A 21,364-nucleotide genomic window follows, 5' to 3' on the forward strand; every position below is an offset into this window, starting at 1 on the left:
TCAAATCGCCAGACGTGGGAACAGGTGCAGGAGCAGCAGGGCGATCGTCCCCTGCGCCGCGCTGTACCAGCCCATCAGCAGGGTGTTGTCGAAGGTCACCCGCCGCTCCGCATGCAGAAGCCCGGCGGCAGAGCGGGCGAGCGTGTAGCCCAGCATCAGCGTCATCACCGCCACATGGAAGGCCTGCCACGCCACCAGCATGTAGGTGATGGCGCCATAGGCGCTGGCCGCACCGACGAGGCCGGTCCCGATCTGGGCATTGGCGTCCAGCAGGATGCCGCCGACCATCGCCGCCCAGGCCAGGATCAGCCCGATGCGGACGCGGCCGTGCCGGTTGCGGTCGACCGCCCTGCGCGCCCATCCGATTGCCAGCGCCGACAGTCCCCACAGCGCAAGCCCGCCGGCCAGCCAGGGCAGTCCCGGCAGCCCGTCTCCGCCCACCGGCCAGACGTCCGGGCTGACCGTCCACAGGAACAGGTAGGTGAAGATCAGGCAGGCGAAGGCGGTGCCGTCCACCAGCAGGAGGACCACCACGCCCCACCAGGAATGGTTCTTCGGCCCCTGGATGTAGACCGGCACGCGCCAGCCGCCGCCGACATCCTGCGGCGGGTGGTCGGCACCGGTGTCGAGGCCCCACAGCCACCAGATCACCATGGCGATGGCCAGCACCGCCGGGATCAGCGAGGGATAATACCACTGCACGGTCAGGCACAGGAAATGCGCGGCCGTGAACAGCCCGGCCAGGAACGGACCCCAATGCGGACCCGGCAGCGGCATCAGATATTGCGGCTTGGCCTCGATCGGGCTGGTGACGATGGTCTCGCGCCGGCCGGTCGGGGCGCCGGGCAGGAAATGGGCACCCTCGCGCACCTCGCACGGCAGGTCCGGCTTGTCCCACAGGGGATAGAGGCTGGTGACGTGCGGGATGCTGCGGGTGGCGTAGAGCTCGTTCGGCAGCCATTCCAGCGTGCCGGCGTTCCACGGGTTGTCGGACGCCTTCTCCCCGCCGCCGAAGGCGCTGCGCGCAATGTCGATCAGCACCAGCAGCACGCCCAAGGCCAGCACGAAGGAGCCCACCGTGGAGATCATGTTCAGCAGGTTCCAGCCGAGATCGCCGGGATAGGTGTAGACCCGCCGCGGCATGCCCAGCAGGCCGCTGATGTGCATGGGGAAGAAGGCGACGTTGAAACCGATGAACATCAGCCAGAAGGCCCAGCGCCCCAGCCGCTCCGACAGCAGCCGGCCGTTCAGCGTCGGCCACCAATGGTACAGCCCGGCGAAGACCGGGAACACCATGCCGCCGATCAGCACGTAATGCAGGTGCGCGACGATGAAGTAGCTGTCATGGGCCTGCCAGTCGAAGGGCACCACCGCCACCATCACGCCGGTCAGCCCGCCCAGCACGAAGATGAACAGGAAGCCGAACAGGAAATGGGTGGCGACCGTCCATTGCACCCGCCCCGCCCCCAGCGTGGCGATCCAGGCGAACACCTGGATGCCGCTCGGCACCGCCACCGCCATGCTGGCGGCGGAAAAGAAGCTGAGCGACAGCGACGGGATGCCGGTGGCGAACATGTGGTGGACCCACAGGCCGAAGCTGAAGAACCCGGTGCCGACCAGCGCCAGCACCACCCAGTCATGCCCGACCAGCGGCCGGCGGGCCAGCGTCGGCACCATCATCGACACCAAACCGGCCGCCGGCAGGAAGATGATGTAGACCTCCGGATGGCCGAAGAACCAGAACAGATGCTGCCACAGCAGCGGATCGCCGCCCCGCTCGGCGATGAAGAAGGGCCAGTGGAAGGCGCGCTCGATCTCCAGCAGGGCGGTGGCGACGATGACGGCAGGGAAGGCGAAGATGATCATCCCCGCCATCACCAGCATCGACCAGGCATAGATCGGCAGCTTGTCCAGCGTCATGCCCGGCGGGCGGGTGCGCAGGATGCCGACCACGATCTCGATGGCGCCGGCGATGGCCGAGATCTCGATGAAGCCGATGCCGAGCAGCCAGAAATCGGCGTTGATGCCGGGCGAATGCTCGTAGCTGGTCAGCGGCGGATACATGAACCAGCCGCCGTCGGGCGCCGCGTCGAAGATCAGCGAGCAGAAGAAGGAGATGCCGCCGAAGAAATAGGCCCAGAAGGCGAAGGCCGACAGCCGGGGAAAGGGCAGGTCGCGCGCCGCCAGCATGGAGGGAAGCAGGAAGACGCCGATGGCCTCGACGATCGGCACGGCGAACAGGAACATCATTCCGGTGCCGTGAACCGTGAAGAACTGGTTGTAGGTGCCGTGGTCGAGCAGGTCGTTTCCGGGCATCGCCAATTGCAGCCGCATCACCAGCGCCAGCACCCCGGAGATCAGGAAGAACAGCAGCGCGGTGCCGATGTACCAGACGCCGACCTTGGTATTGTTCACCGCGGTGAGGCGGGCGATTCCCTGCGGAAGACGCCAGAGGCGGCGCAGCTCCTCCTCCTCCCCCGGCGGCCGGGGCATGGGGCTGGGAGTCGGCCGGCCGCCGGTGAACTCGTCGCGGGGCTCGTCGGTGCGCAGCGTCATTTCAGGCTCTCCAGCCAGGCGGCCATGGCATGCAGGGTCTCGCCGTCGGTCACGTCGAAGGACGGCATGCGGTTCTCGGGCTTGATGTGCTGGGCGCCGGCGATCCAGGCGGCGATGGTCTCCACCCGCGTCGGCAGCGTCCCGGCGGCGAGCGAGGCGCGGGCGCCGATGCGGCTGAGGTCCGGCCCGACCAGCCCGTCCGCCTCCGTGCCGCGCACCGCATGGCAGGAATGGCAACCGAGCGCGAAGAAGGCATCGCGGCCGCGCACCAGCTCCGGCGTCGGCGGTTCCGGCACCGGGCGGCGCTGTGCCGCCATCCAGGCGTCGAACTCGTCCGGAGGCAGGACACGGACGTCGAAGGCCATCAGGGCGTGCTGCGCCCCGCAATATTCGGCGCATTGGCCGCGGTAGAGCCCCGGCCGCTGCGCCACCAGCGGCAGGCGGTTCACATGGCCGGGGATCATGTCGATCTTGCCGGCGAGGCTGGGTACCCAGAAGCTGTGGATCACGTCGGCGCTGGCGACCCGCAACTCCACCGGCCGGCCGGCCGGCAGCACGATCTCGTTGGCGGCGCGCAGCGGCTCCTGCCCCGGCAGGAGGTAGCGGACGTCCCACCACCACATCAGCCCGGTGACCTCGACCACGAAGGCGGGTTCCGGCGCCAGCGTCGCCAGCCGGCGGGCCAGCGCGAATTCATGCAGCTGGAGTGCTGTCAGCGTGACGACCGGGAACAGGATGCCGCCGCCGATCACCCAGGCGCGGCGGCCGGGAAACCGCTCCGGCCGGACGAAGGCGGCATAGAGCGCCAGCGCCATCACCGCCAGGAAGATCGCGGCCCCGCCGATGAACAGGATCCAGCTGGTGACCAGAATCTCCTGCGCGCTGACGCCGGCCGCATCCAGCGCCGACTGCCTCCCCTCGCACCCGGCAAGCGCCAGAACCACGGCCGGCAAGACCGGCCGCAGAGGATTTCGCGCTGTTCGCCGGCCCGGCCAGTCCATGCCTCCTCCTCTCCCCGCTCTTCGACAACAGCGCCTTGCTTTCGCGAGCAGCAACAGCCCCTCTCCCCTTGCGGGAGAGGGGTATTCGACACGGAACATCGCCGCTCGGATCCGAAATGCGATTGGCCCCGCACCCCATGGTCCCACCAGGGTCAACACAGCAGAGGCTCGGCGGTTTCCTCGGCACCTCATCTTCCTTCGGAGAACCCGGAAACCTGTGCGTGGCCGTAAGCGTTGACCCTGGGAAGCGGGCCGCGACGACCGTGCGGCGGGGTTTGGGAGACGATGCATGACCGCCGATACCGGCCACTCGGATGCCGCTACACCGGAAAGGCCCGTCTACGAGGACCATCGGTCCTTTCTGGTCGGGTTGGCACGCGCCTTCGCCGGGGCGCTGATCTTCTCGCTGCCGATGCTGATGACGATGGAGATGTGGTGGATCGGCTTCACCATGACGCCCTGGCGGCTGGTGCTGCTGCTGGTCCTGCTGATCCCGCTGCTGATCGGCCTGTCGGTGGTCAGCGGCTTCAAGGTCAACGCCAGCCTGCGCGACGACATCGCCGACGCCTTCGTCGCCATCGCGGTGGCGGTGGCGATGTCGGCCGTCATCCTCGGCATCTTCAAGGTCCTGTCCTTCGACATGCCCGCGCGCGAGGTGATCGGCAAGATCGCGCTGCAGAGCTTCCCCGCCGCCATCGGCGCCATGCTGGCCCGCGACCAGTTGGGCGAGAAGACGGCCGAGAGCACGCAGCGCCAGGACTCCATGACATACGGGCAGGAACTGTTCCTGATGGGAGTCGGCGCGCTCTTCCTCGGCCTCAACGTCGCCCCGACGGAGGAGATGGTCCTGCTGTCCTACATGATGGATCCGTGGCGGGAAATTGCGCTGCTGCTGCTGTCGCTCGTGCTGATGCACGCCTTCGTCTATGCGGTGGAGCTGCCCGGCGGGTCGAAGCCGCCCGGCGGCGTGGGATTCTGGAGCCTGTTCCTGCGCTTCACCGTCGTCGGCTACGTCATCGTGCTGGCGATCTGCCTCTACCTGCTGTGGACCTTCGGCCGGACCGACGGCACCGGGCTGGCCGAGATCATCAGCGCCACCGTCGTCCTGGGCTTCCCCTGCGCCATCGGCGCGGCGGCCGCCCGCCTGATCCTGTGACCGGAAGGAAGGGCACACCCACCATGACCCCACAAGGCGGACCGGCACCCCGGCGCAAGGACGCCGCGACGGAACGGACCCGACCTCCGCCGCAGCCGGCGGATCGGAAGACGGGCAGGAGCGAGACGGAGCGGGCGGTGCCGACCTCCCCCCTGGAATGGGTGGCGGCGGGCATCGGCGCCCTGTTGATCGCCGCGATGATCGTCTACATGGTGCAGTACGGCCTGCGGGAGCACGGCGAGGTGCCCGGCAGGATCGACATCACCGTTGTGGAAACCCAGGCCGGCGGCCATGGCCACACCGTGCGCTTCCAGATCCGCAACCGCACCACCGCCACCGCCGCCACCCTGCGCGTGCGCGGGGAGCTGCGGTCCGGCGACCGCGTCGTCGAGGCGGCTGAGGCCGAATTCGACTATCTCCCGCCCTATTCGGAACGCTTCGGCGGCCTGATCTTCCAGCAGGACCCCGCCCGCTTCGAGCTGCGCATCGTTCCCACCAGCTACAGCGAGCCGTAGCGGCCCCTGCCTGCCCCATCGGCCCAGTCATGTCCGCCCAGCCATGTCCGTCCGAATGATCGACAGCGACGCCCGTCATGGTTAAATAGCCGCTCTTCAACCAGCGGCACCGTCCATACCGGGCGCGGTGCCGACGCAGGGCGGGACAGGACGGCCATGGACAAGCTTCACGCGATGCGCGTCTTCGTTCGGGTTGTGGAGGCAAACAGCTTCACCAAGGCGGCCGACACGCTGGGCCTGCCGCGCGCCTCGGTCACCACCACCATCCAGAACCTGGAGGCGTCGCTGGGCGTCCGGCTTCTGCAGCGGACGACCCGCAAGCTGAACCTGACGCTGGACGGCGCCGCCTATCTGGAAGGCGCCACCCGCATCCTGCAGGAGTTGGAGGAAGTCGAGTCCTCCTTCACCAGCGCGCGCAAGTCGCCGCGCGGCCGGCTGCGCGTGGACATGCCGGGCTCCATCGGCCGGCTGGTCATCATCCCGGCGATCCACGAGTTCCACAGCGCCTATCCCGACATCGAATTGATGCTGGGGCTCAGCGACCGGCCCATCGACCTGATCCAGGAGGGGGTGGACTGCGTGCTGCGCGTCGGCGAGCTTCAGGATTCCAGCCTGATCGCCCGCCGGGTCGGCGCCTTCCGGTCGGTGACCTGCGCCAGCCCGTCCTACCTCGCCGCCCACGGCACGCCGAATACGCTGGACGAGCTGCAAAGCCATGTCGCCGTCAAATACTTCACCCGGACCGGCAAGGTCCACGAGCCCAGCTTCGAGCGCGACGGGGTGGAGCGCGAGGTGAAGATGGCCGGCACCGTCTCGGTCAATGACGCCGACGCCTACGTCACCTGCGGGGTGGAAGGGCTTGGCATCATCCAGCCCGCCCGCTTCATGGCCCTGCCCCACCTGCGCAGCGGCGCCCTGGTGGAGATTCTGCCGGACTGGCGCCCCGCCCTGATGCCGATCTCCGCCCTCTATCCGCAGAACCGCCACCTGTCGCCCAAGGTGCGGGTCTTCGTCGATTGGGTGGCGGAGATCTTCGAACGCTGCCCGCTGATGCAGGGGGAGGATGTGCCGATCGACGCCTGCCGCGGCGAGGCCCACCGGCCCAAGATGCCGGAGAAGGCGCAGAAACTGCCGGTCGCCGTGGATTCCATCGCCATGGACCAGGAAGGGGCCTGCCTCTGCGTCGTGTGAGCCGGGCGCGTCCCGATTTCTCATGTCACTTCTAACCCCTTCTCCCTTGCGCTAAGGTGCCCGCGCTTTTCGGGCGAGGGGGATGAGATGGAAGGTTTTGGTGGCGCGCCGTCGGATGCGCGGCATCTGGAAATCGACGAGCGTCTGAGGAACGCGCCTCTTCTGGAAGGCTTCTCGGACGAGAACATCCGGCAACTGGCCGCCATCATGGATGGCCCCCGCAAGATCCCCCGGGGCCAGCTTCTGTTCGAAGAGGGCGATCCTGGCGACGCGCTCTTCTTCATCCTCTCCGGCAGCTTCGAGGTCCTGAAGCGCGAGGAGGGCACCGACGTCCGCCATCGCCTCGCCCTGCTGACGGCGGGCCAGTCCATCGGCGAGGTGTCGCTGCTCGACAGCGGTCCGCGCTCCGGCGCCGTCCGCGCCGCCGAAGACAGCGAGGTCATCGCCGTTCCGCTCGCCCGCCTGCGCGAGCATCCCGACAGCCGGCTCGGCGTCGACAGCCGTCTCAAGATCAATCTGGCCTATGAACTGGCCGCACGTCTGCGCCGCACCAACGAGGTGACGGTCCAGACCCTGCGCCGCCAGCTGAACGAGGCCGAGAACCGCGTGGAGATGAGCAAGTTCATCTTCCGCCTTCTCGTCGGCCTCTGCTTCTACATGTTCGCCTTGGGCGTCACCACGGCGCTCAGCAAGGTGGTTCCCGACACCTCCCTCATCAGCCTGCCGATCCTGACCGCCTTCGCCTTCGGCGTGTACCGAACCGTAAAGACCAGCCCCTGGCCGCCCAGCGCCTATGGTTTCACCCTGAAGAACTGGCGGCGCAACGCGCTGGAAGGCGTGGTGCTGTCCATCCCCGTCGCCCTGCTGATCGTCATGCTGAAATGGATCGGCGTGACGATGATCCCATCCCTGCAGGGGCAGCCGGTGTTCGATTTCGCGCGGTCCACCGGGCTGTCTCTGGGCGAAATCCTTCTCTACGGCAGCGCCTATTGCGCCTTCACACCGATCCAGGAAACCATCGCCCGCGGCACCCAGGCGTCCTTCCAGCTTTTCCTGACGAGCAAATACAAGACGGCGGAAGCCATCGTCCTGTCCAACATGCTGTTCAGCGCCACCCACCTGCATGTTTCCATCGCGCTCGCGCTCGCGGTGTTCCCCATCGGCCTCTATTGGGGCTGGATCTTCGCCCGCCAGGGATCGCTGGTCGGCAGCAGCGTGTCCCACGCCATCCTCGGCGTCTTCGGCCTGATGATCGTCGGCATTCCCATCTACTGAGTTCGGAACCAGCCGGCCAGGGCAGACAGCCACGGGTCGGCGTCCTCCGCCCCCTCGCCCATCGCCATGCGGCGGGCGAGACCGGCGAGCGGACGGTCGCTTGGGATCGCGTTCAACACCGCCTGCAGGGTCGCCGCGCGGGGCAGGCCGAGCCCTTGCGTGGATGCGATCGCCCTCGCCGCCTCTTCGAAGTCCGGGCGCGGTTCGTTGGGCACTTCGTCGGAAAGCGCCGCTCCGGTCCCGTTGATGGCGTCGAGGACGGCCCTCTTGCGCTCCGCCAGGGGCAGGCTCGCCAGGTCTTCCGGCCACAGCGGGGCGCCGATATGGATGTCCTGACGGGCGAAGCCCAGCGGGAAGTCCAGCCGCTCCGGCGCAGATTCCACCGGCAGGGCACCGGCGAAGCGGACCGGCACGATGGGAACCTCCAGCCTCGCCGCCAGATCCAGGAATACCCCGGACAGGCGGGACACCGGCGTCCGGCAGGACAGCGACCGCGTGCCCTCCGCATGGACCATGATCGACATGCCGTGGTGCTTCACCGCCTCGCGCGCCTGCTCCATCAGCCCCAGCATGGCCGCCGGATCCTCCCGGTCGAACAACATCATCATCTGCGGCAGGCGAAGCCCCGGAGCGCTGCCGGACAAGGCCAGCAGGCTGCCCAGCCAAGTGTTGCGATGCTCCGCCTTGGCGACCGTCAGGATCGGCCGGCCGGTCAGGGCGGCGGCCACCAGCGTGAAGGTCAGCGATTCCACTGCCACCTGATGGTTGCCGAGGAACAGCGCGCCGCGGTCGCGGATGCGGGCGAGCTCGTCCAGCTCCGTCACGCGAACCTGGCCGACGAACTCGCCGGCCAGCGCCAGGAACAGGTCCTCCACCGGCCAGTCGGCGGTCCCCAGATGGGAACGCCAGAAGGCCTTGAGCGGCGCGACGTCGGGAGCGGCGGGGACCGTGCCGGTCACCACCCAGTCGGTGCCGTCGCGCGTGACCGAAAGCGGAACCGGGTTGAGCGGCGCACCGGTGCAGCGGGCGACATCGCCCTCGACCGTCACCACCCCCGGATGGACGCCGAGCTGCGCCGCCGCATGTTCCTTTGCGGCAATGGCGCGGGCCATGTCGGAGGGGTTTCCCGACACGCCATAGAGGCTTTCCAGGGTCCCCGGCAGCCAGTTGCTCGCCGCCACCTCGCGGGCGCTCAGCCGGGTGACTCCGTTCTCCGCCCGCGACAGGCGCACGCCGGGTGCCGCCTTGCGGTCGCGCAGGAACGCCTGTCGCGCCGGGGCGGGAGCCTTGCCGAGCGCGCCCTTGGGGAACAGCACGTCGGCAAGCTCCATCTCGGCCCAGACCCGTCCATCGGCGATCCATTGCAGGCGGGACCGGGCGCGCCCCTGCGGGTCCAGGGGAAGGGCACGCACCTCGATGCGGACCGTGCCGTCGCGCGGGGTCGGGCCGAAGAAACTCAGCCGCTCGATGGCGCTGGGATAGGCGAGCATCCCCGCCGCCCTGTCCCCCCACCAGAGTTCGGGGGCATGGCGGGGGGTGGCATGGAGACCGGCATCGAGCAGCGCTGGACCGATCGGCCCCGGAACCCGCGCCGCCTTGGCCGCGTCCAGATCGGCGGACGCGCCGCCGGAACCGGTTCGCAAGCCGCTCAGAATCTGGAAGGCCGGGCCGTGGAACAGCTCCGCCGCGGCATAGGGGCATGGCGAGGGCCGGGCATCCTCCAGGGGGGCGAAGGGCTGCGGCGGGGCCAGCCATGCGTCCGCCCGCACCACCCGGCCGGTCGCCAGGATGCTGCCGCCGTCCCGCAGAGTGACGCGCCCATCGGGTTCCACCTCCGGAACCAGCGTCACCGGCACCGTCGCCCAGCGCTGCACCCTGACATCCTCCAAGGCGGCGATGCATTTCCCATGAGCCGCCGCCGCCATGATGTCGGCGAGACAGGTCAGCGGGACCGCGGCTGCGGAATGGGTGGGGCGATGGTCGCCCAGCCAGGGAGCGCTGTCCAAATCCAGACGGATGCCGCCGTTGCCGCCATCGCCGGGCACCAGACGCGCCGCCAGCCCGTCCACCTCGTAGATGCGCAGATCGTCGGCCCACAGGCTGCCGCGGGCGACGGCCAGGATGCCGCGCTCGTCGCGCTCGATCCGCACAATCTCGATTTCCGTGGTGACGGTCCGGTTGGTGGGGACGACCTGACCGCGATACTTCCAGCGCAGCGTCTGGTCCAGCGCCGCCCCTTCGAAGCGCGGCGCCGGCAATTCGCTGTCCAGCCCCGCCAGAATCATGGCGCGCTCCAGCAATTGCAGCAGCGCCTCGACCCCCAGCGAGCCGGGCTGAACCGGGTCCTGGAAGAAATGGGCCTTGAAGTACCAGGATTCCGGATCGACCACCTGCCGGCCGCGGATCAGCCCCAGCCCGCCGGCTCCGCCCTGCGGCCACCAGCCGGTGACCTCGTCCACCATGCTCAGCATGCCGTCCGCCAGCCTCGTGCGGCGCGGCTCCACGACGGATGTGGCGGGGGGAATCCCCCGCGCATCGTCGTCCGGCAGTGGCGGCAGGCCGTTCTGCTTCGCCAGCGCGGCGGATGCGAAGAAGCCGAAGGAGGTTTCCAATTCCATCAGCGGCCGGTCGTCGACCCAGGCCCGGACCTTGAAGGAGATCAGGGTGATGCCGCCGGCGCGGGAGAAGCGGGACAGCGTCGCCTCGGTGCGGATGCGGGTATCGGTGGGCGTCACCTCGGCCATCACGCGGGCGGCGTCGCCGTCCAGGTTGCGGATCGCCAGATCCTCAGTGGAGGCGAGCGCGAAACCCATATAGGAGGCCAGCCAGCCGCAGGGCTGCAGCAGCACCTCCATCAGCACGCAGAAGGGCATGACCGGCGCGGCGTTCCGGGCGAAATACCACGCCTCCGGTTCCACCGCGTAATCGACGAGGAGCGTACCGCCGACGGTCGGCTCCCCGGCCGGGCAGTTCACCGAGACCACGCTGGTCATGAAGTGATAGGGCAGCCCCGGCAGGCGCGGCACCCGCCCGGCATCGAAGCGGGCATACATGCTGCCGAAGGCCAGCGACGGCGCCCCCCAGGCGCAGGCCAGCAGCGCCTCGTAATCGCCGCGCACATCGCCGCGGGTACCGACGATGCGCGGCGCCTCCAGCAGCGCCGGCAGGGTATGACCCCCGTGGCCCAGCGGCCAGTCGGGCACCATCCGCACGGCGAAGGCGCGGCAGTGGAAAACCTTGAAGCCATCGGCACTGCACAGAAGCGCGGCACGGACGATGGGCGTCGGCCCGTCCTCGATCTCCTCGACGAAGACCTCGTAGACCAGATGATGGGCGTCGTCGGGGATCACCTGCCCGCGGCAGACGAAGCGGGCGGGCTCGTCCGGCACCGGCTCGAACCGCCAGGAATCGCGCCCGATGGTGAAGCCGCCGGCCGCCATGAAGGTCGCCACCGCCTGCACCGCGCCCTCGGCCATCAGCGTGCCGGGCATGCAGGGATCGTTCTTGAAATGGCCGGCATAGAACCAGGCGTCGGCCGGGACATGGCTTTCCGCCCGCAGATATCCCCGGCCCCAGGGGCCGCCCTGCGGTTCGAAGGCGCTCACGCTGTCGATCAGGCGCATGCGCCCCTGCGGGATCGCCGGGGTGCGCTGGTGGCTGCCGGCCAGTTCGAACCCCTCGCCGAAGCAGGCGAAGGCCCGGCCGGCGGTCCAGAGGTCTAGCTGTTCGGCGGTGAAGGCGCGGTGGCGCGACGGGCAGGGCAGCGGGTCCAGGCGCGCGCCGTCCTTGGGTCGGTCCTCCTCGGCGCTCCACAACACGCCACCGGAGTTGGCCAGCTCATGGTCGGTGAAGAAGCCGGCCTGCCCGTTGCGGACCGACAGCACCAGCCGGTCGCCGATGCGGCAGTCGTAATGGAAGAAGAACAGCCCGACCTCGCCCATGCGGGCATGACCGTCGATGTGGATGTCGTAGCGCAGGGTATCGCCGACCCGCGGCAGGCCGCCCTCATGGTAGGTCATCTCGCAGCCGAGCAGGCGGTAGACGCGCTCCCCCCTGTTGCGGAAATCGGCGCCCAGCCAGGAGACCAGCAGCAGGTCGGCCTGCCCGGATTCGATGGCGAGCCCCACCGGCATGCGGTCGTTGTGCAGATACCAGCTGTCGGGCGTGACGTCCGTCTCCGTGACGATGGAGCCCAGCCCCATGCCGCCCGGTTCGCCGGTGATGGAGATGACGCGGTCCACCAGCAGCAGCGGCGGCTCCGGCATACGGACCTGACGCGCGTAGCCGTCCTGCTGCGCGAACAGCGGACCAAAGATGTCGGACACCTTGCCGGACGCCAGGATTTCCAGCTGGGCGCGGTCCCAGAGCGGACGGTCCGGCAGGGACAATCCCCTCTCCCCCCCGGGGAGAGGGTTAGGGTGAGGGGGTTCCGCAGTGTTCGTTACCCGAGAATCCACTCCATGCATCCCCCTCACCCCGATCCTCTCCCCGGGGGGGAGAGGGAGAGTGGACAGCGTCGGCACCCCGAAACCCTGCAGGTAGGTCCGGTGCAGATCCGACGCGGTCTTCAGGTAGCCGGTGTGAAGCTCCGCCGTACGGGCGAGGATGCGGGCGATTGGACTGTCGGCCGTGGGGACTGCAAGAATCGGCTCAGGCTCAGGCTCAGGCGCCTCATCCAGGGGGCGGCGGGCGGCCAGATCGGGGGGCGGCAGGTCGGCGACCGGCGGCAGGGGCGGTGCGGGGGGCATCGGCTGTCCGAGAACGACCGCGACGGGCGCGGCATGGGCGGCGAAGGTCAGGGGCTGGGCTGGCGGCGCTGCGGTCCGGCGCTCCAGGCGGCGGGCGACTTCGGCCATGGCCGGCTCCTGCCCGGCGGCGAACAGCGCGGCCGCCACATGGGCGAGCTGTTCCAGCGGCGCACGGCCGGGGTGGTCCAGGCTGACCGCCAGATGCTCGCGGCCGGCCAACGTGGCGGCGATGGAGCGGGTCAGGGCGTTGCGCGGACCATGCTCGACGAAGATCCGCAGCCCGTCGTCATGGGCGCGGCGGATCGTGCGGGGGAAGTCCACCCGTTCCAGCGCCTGACGGGTCAGTGCCTCGGCGCACAGCTCGACCGACGGCCGGTAGGCTTGGCCGAAGGCGTTGGCATAGACGGCGATGCGCTCGGGCGGCGTGGTTTCGCGGCTGTGGATCCGGCGCCAGACCGGCGCGCAGGGCGCCATCTCCGCGCAATGCACCACCATGTCCTGGCCCAGCGGCAGGGCGCGGTGCGCCCCGATGCGGGCAATCGCCTGGCGGCAGGAATCGGCATCGCCGCCGATCACGCAATCCTGCGGCGCGTTGACGATGGTGATCGACACGCGGGGCAGGCCGGCCAACGCCGCCTCCACCTCCCCGATCGGGGCCAGCAGGCGCCAGTTGCGCCAGTCTGCGGCCCCCGCCTGCCCCCAGGATTGCGCGGCCGCAAGGCAGTCGCCGGTCAGATGGCGGCCGTAGATGCCCGACGCGTCAATCTCCGCGAACATGGCGCCCATGTCCGACCACACGCCCGCGGCGAACAGCGCGTTGGTCTCGCCGGAGGACAGCCCCATCACGGCCGCAGGCCGCAGGCCGAGGACGGCCCGGCTCACCTCCGCATGGGTCTGGCAGATCAGGGCGCAGGTCTGCAGCTGCACCATGGCGTCGAGCGCTTCCGCCGACCCGTAGAGCCGATCCGCCGCATGGGCGAGGATGGGAAAGCGCGCAGTCACGCTCCGGCCTACATCGGGCATCGACAGGAAAAGCTCGCGCCCCATCCCCTCATAGGCCGCCGCGGCCCCGGTGAAGACCAGCGCCAGCCCGCCACCGAGCGGCCGCTCGCCGAAATGGATGCCGTCGGGGGCAGCCTCGCGTCCCTCGGCAACGGTCAACGCGCGGGAGAGGGTGTCGGCCTCCTTGCCGGCCGGACAGGCAAAGGCCAGCCGCACCGGACCCTGCCCGCCATCCTCGCCGCGCCGGATGCGCGCGCACAGCTCCGCCCGGTCGGCGGCGGCGAACCAGCGCAGGCGTGTGGCCGGCGGCGGGACGGCCGGCTCGGCAATGCTTCCGCTTTCGACCAGAAGGCCGTCGGCCGCGCCGCCCAGCGCCTCGACGCTCACGCGGGCGCGCAGGCGACCGGCATCCAGCCAGGGCTGGGCGGCGCCGTCACCGTGCTTCATGCGCCCGCGGCAAGCGACGACGGCGGCGGCCACATGCAGCAGGCCCGACGCCGCATGGGCATGGCCGAAGCGGCGGGTGACGGGGCTCGCCCCCGAATTCGCCCCTTGCGGCCCGACGATGGTGAACTCGGCTTCGGCGGCGGACGACAGGTCGAGGATGGCGTGGATCGGCTCGCCGGCTGCCTCGGCGCACTCCACCCGGCGCAGCACCAGGACGACGGCGGCGTCGCCGGGCGTGTCGAGACCGGGGCGCAGGACGGCCAGCGCGCTCCGGTGCACCGGCTCGCAGGACAGGTCGACCGCGCCGACGACCGCCGCGTCCAGCTCGCCCGTCACCAGGGCGCGGGCGGCGATGCGCAGCCCGGCAAGCCCGGACAACTCTTCCGCCGACACCGAATAGCTGGGGCCGCGCCAGTCGAACTGGGCGTTGAAGCGGTTGGCGACGATGTTGGGCATGGTGCCGATGACGCCCGCCGCGTTCAGCGGCGGACCGAGATCCACGCTGGCGTCGGGACCGCAGAGGTCGGCCAGCCGCACGCCAAGGCCGCGCCGCGCCACCTCGGCGTCGCAGCCCATGCCCATCAGCACGCCGGTGGTGGCCGCCGGCAGGGCCGGCGCATCGGCGACGGCGCGGGCCACCGCCTTCATCGCCAGCAACTGCTGCGGCAGGGCATGCAGCAGGTCGGCGGGCGGGACGCGGGTGGCGGCAAGATCCAGCGTGATGCTGTCCAGGGCGCACGGGGCATTTCCCGAAGGAGGTGCGGCCAAGGCCGCGGCGAAGTCATCGGCAGCGGTGACGACGGAAAGGCCGACGACCGCCACGCGCAGCGGCGGCGGGGGAACGACAACCGGAACGGACACGGTGGCGGGGTGCCACTCCTCCAGCACCAGATGCGCGTTGTTGCCGCCGAAGCCGAAGGCGCTGATGCCGGCGCGGCGCGGCCCTTCCGCGTCCCACGGCTCCGCCCGGTCCAGCAGGCGGAAGGGCGAGGCATGGATGCCGTCCAGCGGCGCCGCATCGGCATGCAGGGTCGGCGGGCGGATGCCGGCCGCCATCGCCTGGATCACCTTGACCATGCCGGCCAGACCAGCGGCGGCGATCAGATGGCCCAGGTTGGACTTCAGCGACCCGATCGGCACATCCCTCAGGCCGGCGAAGACCCGGCCCATGCTGGCGATTTCGGTGGCATCGCCCAACGCCGTCCCGGTGGCGTGGCATTCCACCAGCGACACCGCCTCCGGCCCGAAACCCGCCTGGGCATAGGCCGCGGCCATGGCGCGCTCCTGCCCACCGGCGTCGGGAACGAGGAAGCCGCGGCTGCGCCCGTCGTTGGACAGGCCGATGCCGCGGATGACGCCGAGGATGCGGTTGCCGTCGCGCACCGCGTCGTCCAGCCGCTTCAGCACCACGCAGGCCGCCCCCTCGGCGGGGATCAGTCCATCGGCCTCGCGGTGGAAGGGCCGGCTGCGGCCGGTGGGGCTGAGCGCGTTGAGCGCGGTGAAGCCCATATGGAGGAACAGGTCGTCGCCACGGTTGACGCCCGCCGCGACCATCAGGTCGGCGTGACCGTCATGGAGCTGGTCGCAGGCCAGCTTGACGGCATAGAGCGAGGACGCGCAGGCGGCATCCAGGCAGAAGGCCGCCCCCTGCAGGCCAAGGGCGCGGGCGGCCAGCTGCGCCGGCAGGCCTGACGAGAAACGGTTGGCCGGCTTCGGTCCCTCCCAGTCCAGCCAGACCGCCTCGGCGTAGGCGCTGAGGCTGGCGGTCGGGTAGGACAGGTTGCCGGCAATCAGGCCGCAGCGCCCGCGCGGGGCGACGTCCAGCCCGGCTTCGCGCAGCGCCTCGCGTCCGCTGTGGACCAGCCAGAGCACCAACGGATCGAGCCCGGCCAACTCCGCCGCCGGGCAGGCGAAGCCGTTGGGATCGAAGATGGCGTCGAAGCCCTGCACATAGCCGCCGCGGTCGGTCGCCGAGCGTTCGGGCGCCTGGGGCGACAGCGCCTTTGCGGTATCGACGCGCCAGACGCCCGGCGGTACCGGACGCAGCAAATCCCGCCCCTCGACGACGGCCCGCCAAAGATCGGCCGGGCCGAGGGCGCCCGGCAGCACGCAGCCGTGACCGATGATGGCGATGGGCGGGAACTGGCTCATGCCTGACGCCCGATGCAGGAGACGACCACATCGCCGGCCGGCGGCTGGGCCAGTTCGCGCAGCATGAAGTCGGCGCCGTCGGCCGGCGCGATCAACTCGACCGACATGCGGCGGAAATGCTGCTTCAGTGCCGGCCCGACCATTCCGCCGTCCCACGGTCCCCAGGCGATGGCCTTGACCGTGCAGCCCGGCCGGTGCGCCGCCTCCGCCCGCGCCACGGCGTTCAGCACGCCGTTGGCCATGGCGTAGTCGCATTGCCCGGCATTGCCGTGCAGCGATGCGATGGAGGAGAACAGGCAGATGACGCGCAGCGGATCCTCGCGGGTGGCAGCCAGAAGATTGGCGATTCCCTCCACCTTGGTGCCGAAGACGGCGTCGAACTGGTCGCGCGTCTTGTCGCCGATGCGCTTGTCGGCCAGCACGCCGGCGCCATGGACGATGCCGGAAATCGGCCCGGCCTCGGCACGGACCGCCGCCAGCGCCTGCGCGACCGACGCCGCGTCGCGCACGTCGGCGCGGCAGTAGTGGACGCGGGCGCCGGCCGCTTCCAGCCGGCGGATGGTGGAACGGGCCTCGTTGGCGGACAGGATGGCCTTGACCATCGCCTCGATCTCGCGCGGCTGCCTGCCGGCGCCGGGGCCGGCGATCACCGCCCGGCGGACGGCGGTCTCATCCGCATCCTCGGGCATGCCCGGCAGAACCGGTGCCGCGCCGGGGTCGCTGCGCCCCAGGATGACCAAGGTGGGACGGATGCGGCGGGACAGCTGCTCCAGCGCCACGGCGGTCACGCCGCGGGCACCGCCGGAGACGACGATCACCGCGCCTTGGTCCAGCGGCAGCGGGCCGTCGACCGCCTCCCCGTCGCGCAGTGTCCGCACGAGGCGCTTGCCGTCGGCCGCCAGCCGGACCTCCGCATCGCCGTCGCCGGTGGCGATCTCGGCGGCGAGCGCGCGGGCGAGTTCGGCGGCGGAGCGGTCGCCCGGCTCCAGATCGATAGCCTTCACCCGCGCCGCCGGCCATTCATGCGCCGCCGTCAGGACGAGGCCGCCAAGCCCCAGCCACGCCTCGCCGCCCTTCTCGACGGTGACGAAGGCCCCGCCGGTCTTGCCCAAGCGGGCGTCGGCGGCCTTCGCCACGGCGAGCGCCCGCCAATGCAGGTCGGCGGCCGAAGCGGCATCGGCGCCGTCGAGCCCGGCCAAGAACAGCACCGCGTCATCCTGCTCGCCCGGCAGGTCGGCAATCCGGGCGGCAATGCCCTTGGCCGACAGCAGCGCCACCAGTTCGGCGGCGACACCCGACGAATCCGGCACGACGGCGACACTGGTCAGGCCGCGCAGCATGTCGGCACCGCCCGCTTTCCGCTCTTCCAGGACGGAGCACGTGCGGAGCGTGCCGGCCGATAACGCAGGCAAGGCCTGGGTCTGGGGCGTCTGCTGGGCGGCCGGGGCGTCGCCCTCGATCCGGGCGATCACCGCGCCCACCGTCTTGAGCGCGGTCAATTCGCGCATCTCGACCGATGCCAGTTCCGGCAGGCGTTCGACCAGGGCCGAGAAGATCTCGACCTGCTTGATGGAATCGATGCCCAGACCGGCCTCTAATTCCATTTCAGGGCTCAGCATCTCGATGGGATAGCCGGTCTTCTCGGCCACCAGCCCCATGAACAACGTGCCGACGTCGACCGACGGAGCCACCGCCGCCACCACGGGCGCCTGGACGGGTGCCGGTGCGGGTGCCGGTGCGGGGGCGCTGCCACTGCGGCTGTCGGCCATGGCGAGGATCTGGCCGATGGTCTTCAGCGCGTTCAGTTCGCGCATGTCGGCGTCGCCCAGCGCCGGAATGCGCTCCTGCAGGGTCGAGAAGATCTCCACCTGCTTGATGGAATCGATGCCCAGACCGGCCTCAAGCTCCATGTCCGCCGTCAGCATGTCCACCGGGTAGCCGGTCTTGTCGGCAATCACCGCCAGCACGATGTCCCGGGCGTTGACCGCGGGCGGAGCGGCAACGGGCGCGGCGGGTGCCGTCACCGGCTGGGGCTTGGCCTGAACAGGTTCCACCCTGGCCGGAGCGAAATGCTGCGGCGCTGCGGTGACGGGCGTCTGCCTCTGTGCTGGCATCACCGGTGGTGCCGGCGGCACCGGCGCCAAGGCCGGTATGGCAACGGGCGCCGGCATGCTCGGCGCCATGGTCGGCGCCATTGGGGCGGCGGGTGCTGCCGCCGGCCATGCCGGGACACCGCTGAGGCTCTGGATCGCCTGACCGGCGACCGCCAGGAAAGCCTGATGGCTTTCGGCGATGGCGCGCTGGAAGGCGGCGTGGGCGTCGGCGACATGGTGATAGATCGTCTCAACCGGCGCGGTCGCGACGGGAATGGGCGCCGGCTGCGGAGCGGGAGAGTTCGTGACCATGATCGGAGCTTCTTCGATGGACGGGGAGTGGACCGGGGCAGATTTAGCCGGTGCCAGGGGAGTCGGCGCGGACGACGCAACGGCGGGGCGCGGCGGGTTGGGCTTCGGCAATGCTGCGGCCCCGCCCGGCGGCGGGTAGATCTTGCCGAAATTGGCGCCGCTGATCCGGACGGCGGCGGGCGATGCGGGCTTGGGCTTACGCTCTTCGGTGAAGCCGGCCCACAGCGCTTGGAAATCGACGGGCACGCCATGCACCGCCAGCGCGCCCAACCCCTCCAGCAGGCAGGCGACGCCGTTGGAGCCGCGCCGGTCCAGGGCCACGGCCAGATGCGGACGGTCGCCCAGGCACTGCGCCACCAGACCGCTCAACACCGCACCCGGCCCGACCTCAACGAAGGTCCGGACGCCGTCGGCATAGAGCATCTCGACCGTCTCGCGGAAGCGGACCGTGCCGGCGATCTGCCCGGCCAGCAGGTCGCGGACCTCGGCAGCGCCATAGGGTGCAGCGGTGAGGTTGGCGTAGACCGGGACCGTGAGAGAGCCGAACTCCATGCCGTCGAGGACACTGCGGAAGGTCTCTGCGGCCTGCGCGACCACCGGCGAATGGAAGGCGCTGGCGACCTTCAGCCGGACCACCCGCAGCCCCTCGGCCTCCAGCCGCGCCGCCGCAGAGTCGACCGCCGCGCGCACACCGGACAGGACCACCTGCTCCGGACCGTTGTCGTTGGCCAGCACCACGTCCAGCCCCTGCAGAAGCGGCTCCACCCGCTCGCGTCCGGCGGCAACCGCGATCATGGCGCCGGCGCTGCCGGACGCGGCATCCTCCATGCAGCGGGCGCGCTCTGCGGCCAGAGACAGCGCGGTGTCGCGGTCGATGGCACCGGCAGCGCACAGCGCCGTGATCTCGCCGAAGGAATGGCCGGCCACGGCGTCGGCGCGGACGCCGGCCCGCTCCAGCACCGCCAGCAGGGCGAGGCTCGCTGTGCCGATGGCGGGCTGGGCGTGGATCATTCGGGTGAGGGTCGCTTCCTGCGCCTCCCCCTCCTCACCAGTGAAGGCGGGCGGCGGGAAGACCACGCGATGCAGCGGCGGCTGGCCCGAGGCCGCCGGAAGGGCCGCTTGGCGGTCCCATACGGCGCGGGCCTCGTCGAAGGCGACGGCCAGATCGGCGCCCATGCTCACATACTGGCTGCCCTGGCCGGGGAACAGGAAGGCGACCTTGCCGCCGCCGCCCTCGCCCCCACCCTCGTCCACCGCCAGATGGATGCCGGGAGCGCTGAAGGCGCCAGTCTGCTTGAGCGCGGTCGCCAGTCGCGCTTCGAACTGCCGGGCATCGGCGGCGACGATGGCGAGGCGGTGGCGCGACCGTGGATCGAAGGCGATCTGGCTGTCGCGGGCGACCGCCTCCAGCCCCTCCGTCTCCACGCGGGTAGCGAGGGCGCGCGCCGCGTCGGCCAGGGCACGCGCATCGGCGCCCCCCACCAGCAGCAGCGCACCGCCCGCCCACAGGCGGGACGCGGCTCGCGGCCCGGTATATTCCTCCAGCGCCACGTGATAGTTGCTGCCGCCGAAGCCGAAGGAGCTGACGGAGGCGCGGCGGGGACGGTCCGCCTTCACCCAGGGCCGGGCGCGGGTGTTCAGGTAGAAGGGGCTGCTTTCCAGATTCAGCCGGCTGTCGGGCCGCTCGACCTTGATAGTGGGCGGCAGGACCTTCTGATGCAGCGACAGTGCTGCCTTCAGCAACCCGGCGGAACCGGCGGCGGCCTTGGTGTGGCCGATCTGCGATTTGATCGAGCCGATGGCGCACCAGGCTCCGGACTCCGCGTCGGCTTCCCGGAACACCTGGGTCAGCGCGGTGAATTCGGCGAGATCGCCGGCTCGGGTGCCGGTGCCGTGGGCCTCGACCAGCTCGACGCTGCGCGGGTCATGGCCGGCATCGGCATAGGCGCGGCGCAAGGCCACCGCCTGCCCTTCCGGACGCGGGGCATAGACGCTGGTGGCGCGCCCGTCGGACGACGAGCCGATCCCGCGGATGACGGCGTAGATACGGTTGCCGTCGCGCTCGGCATCCTCCAGCCGGCGCAGGGCGAACAGGCCCAGCCCCTCGCCGACGATGGTGCCGTCCGACGCGTCGGAGAAGGGACGGCAATCGCCGCTCTTGGACAGGGCCGGCGTCTTGCTGAAGCACATGTACATGAAGATGTCGTTCAGGGCGTCGACGCCGCCGCTGATGACCATATCCGAATGGCCAAGCTCCAGCTCGTTCATCGCCATCAGCAGCGCCGACAGCGAACTGGCGCAGGCGGCATCCACCACGCAGTTGGTGCCGCCGAGGTCGAGCCGGTTGGCGATGCGCCCCGCCACCACATTGCCGAGCACGCCGGGGAAGCTGCTCTCCTGCCATTCCACATACTGCGACGAGATGCGGTCGCAGATGGCCGTCACCTCATCCTCCGGCAGGCCAGCCTCGCGCAGGGCCTTGACCCAGACCGGCCGCTGCAGCCGCGCGCCCATGGTCCCCACCAGTTCGGTGGCGGACGCCACGCCCAGGACGATGCTGGTCCGGCTGCGGTCGATGTCGCGGAACTGCGTGCGGCAGGCCTCGTCCAACGTCTCCTTGGCGACGATCAGCGCCAGCAGCTGCGCGGTGTCGGTGGCGCTCAGCGCCTGCGGCGGGATGCCGAACTCCAGCGGATCCAGCGTGGCCGGCGGCAGGAAGGCGCCGCGGCGGCAATAGGTCTTGTCCCGCGCCGTGGGGTCGGGATCGTAGAAATCCTCCACCAGCCAATGGGTGGCGGGCACGTCGCCGATGCAATCCCGGCCGGCGAGGATGTCGCGCCAAAAGCCGTGAGTGGTGCCGGAACCCGGAAACATGGCGCCGATGCCGACGATCGCGATGGGGTGGCGGTTCTTCAAG

The 21,364-nt window shown here is 70.4% G+C and carries 8 protein-coding genes; 4 read left to right on the forward strand and 4 right to left on the reverse strand.

Translation table 11 applies throughout. The features are described from left to right. Together ctaD and coxB are read right to left on the reverse strand one after the other, a co-directional pair. Complete coding sequence (ctaD, locus tag J2Y49_RS25815) at nt 1-2,556, reverse strand: cytochrome c oxidase subunit I (protein WP_310118079.1); 2,556 nt, start codon at nt 2,554-2,556, stop codon at nt 1-3. Continuing rightward, nucleotides 2,553-3,557 (reverse strand): cytochrome c oxidase subunit II, encoded by a 1,005-nt coding sequence (coxB, locus tag J2Y49_RS25820; RefSeq protein ID WP_310118080.1) that lies wholly within the window; start codon nt 3,555-3,557, stop codon nt 2,553-2,555. Before coxB ends, ctaD begins: the two co-directional genes overlap by 4 nt. 289 nt (nt 3,558-3,846) lie before the next feature. On the opposite strand from coxB, the gene J2Y49_RS25825 reads away from it, so the two are divergent. The 4 genes from J2Y49_RS25825 (at nt 3,847) to J2Y49_RS25840 (ending at nt 7,694) form a co-directional block, all read left to right on the forward strand. Next, the gene (locus J2Y49_RS25825) at nt 3,847-4,713 is read left to right on the forward strand and encodes a TIGR02587 family membrane protein (protein ID WP_310118082.1); all 867 of its coding nucleotides are present in this window, start codon (nt 3,847-3,849) and stop codon (nt 4,711-4,713) included. Between the two features lie 137 nt (nt 4,714-4,850). Then, nucleotides 4,851-5,228 carry a TIGR02588 family protein gene (locus J2Y49_RS25830; RefSeq protein ID WP_310118083.1) on the forward strand — a complete coding sequence of 126 codons (378 nt, stop codon included), beginning with the start codon at nt 4,851-4,853 and terminating at the stop codon, nt 5,226-5,228. Nucleotides 5,229-5,384: 156 nt separating this feature from the next. Next, nucleotides 5,385-6,419, forward strand: a complete 1,035-nt coding sequence (locus J2Y49_RS25835) for a LysR family transcriptional regulator (protein ID WP_310118085.1) — start codon at nt 5,385-5,387, stop codon at nt 6,417-6,419. Between the two features lie 87 nt (nt 6,420-6,506). Continuing rightward, nucleotides 6,507-7,694: a cyclic nucleotide-binding domain-containing protein gene (locus J2Y49_RS25840; protein ID WP_310118087.1), complete on the forward strand. Its 1,188-nt coding sequence runs from the start codon at nt 6,507-6,509 to the stop codon at nt 7,692-7,694. Here J2Y49_RS25840 and J2Y49_RS25845 read toward each other — a convergent pair. Both J2Y49_RS25845 and J2Y49_RS25850 read right to left on the reverse strand, forming a co-directional pair. Further along, nucleotides 7,688-16,042 (reverse strand): polyketide synthase, encoded by an 8,355-nt coding sequence (locus tag J2Y49_RS25845; RefSeq protein ID WP_310118088.1) that lies wholly within the window; start codon nt 16,040-16,042, stop codon nt 7,688-7,690. The genes J2Y49_RS25840 and J2Y49_RS25845 overlap by 7 nt on opposite strands. Beyond that, nucleotides 16,039-21,363 carry an SDR family NAD(P)-dependent oxidoreductase gene (locus J2Y49_RS25850; RefSeq protein WP_310118090.1) on the reverse strand — a complete coding sequence of 1,775 codons (5,325 nt, stop codon included), beginning with the start codon at nt 21,361-21,363 and terminating at the stop codon, nt 16,039-16,041. Before J2Y49_RS25850 ends, J2Y49_RS25845 begins: the two co-directional genes overlap by 4 nt. Nucleotide 21,364 lies beyond the last annotated feature (1 nt).

It is taken from the genome of Azospirillum sp. BE72 (assembly GCF_031455875.1).
Taxonomy (GTDB): Bacteria; Pseudomonadota; Alphaproteobacteria; order Azospirillales; family Azospirillaceae; genus Azospirillum.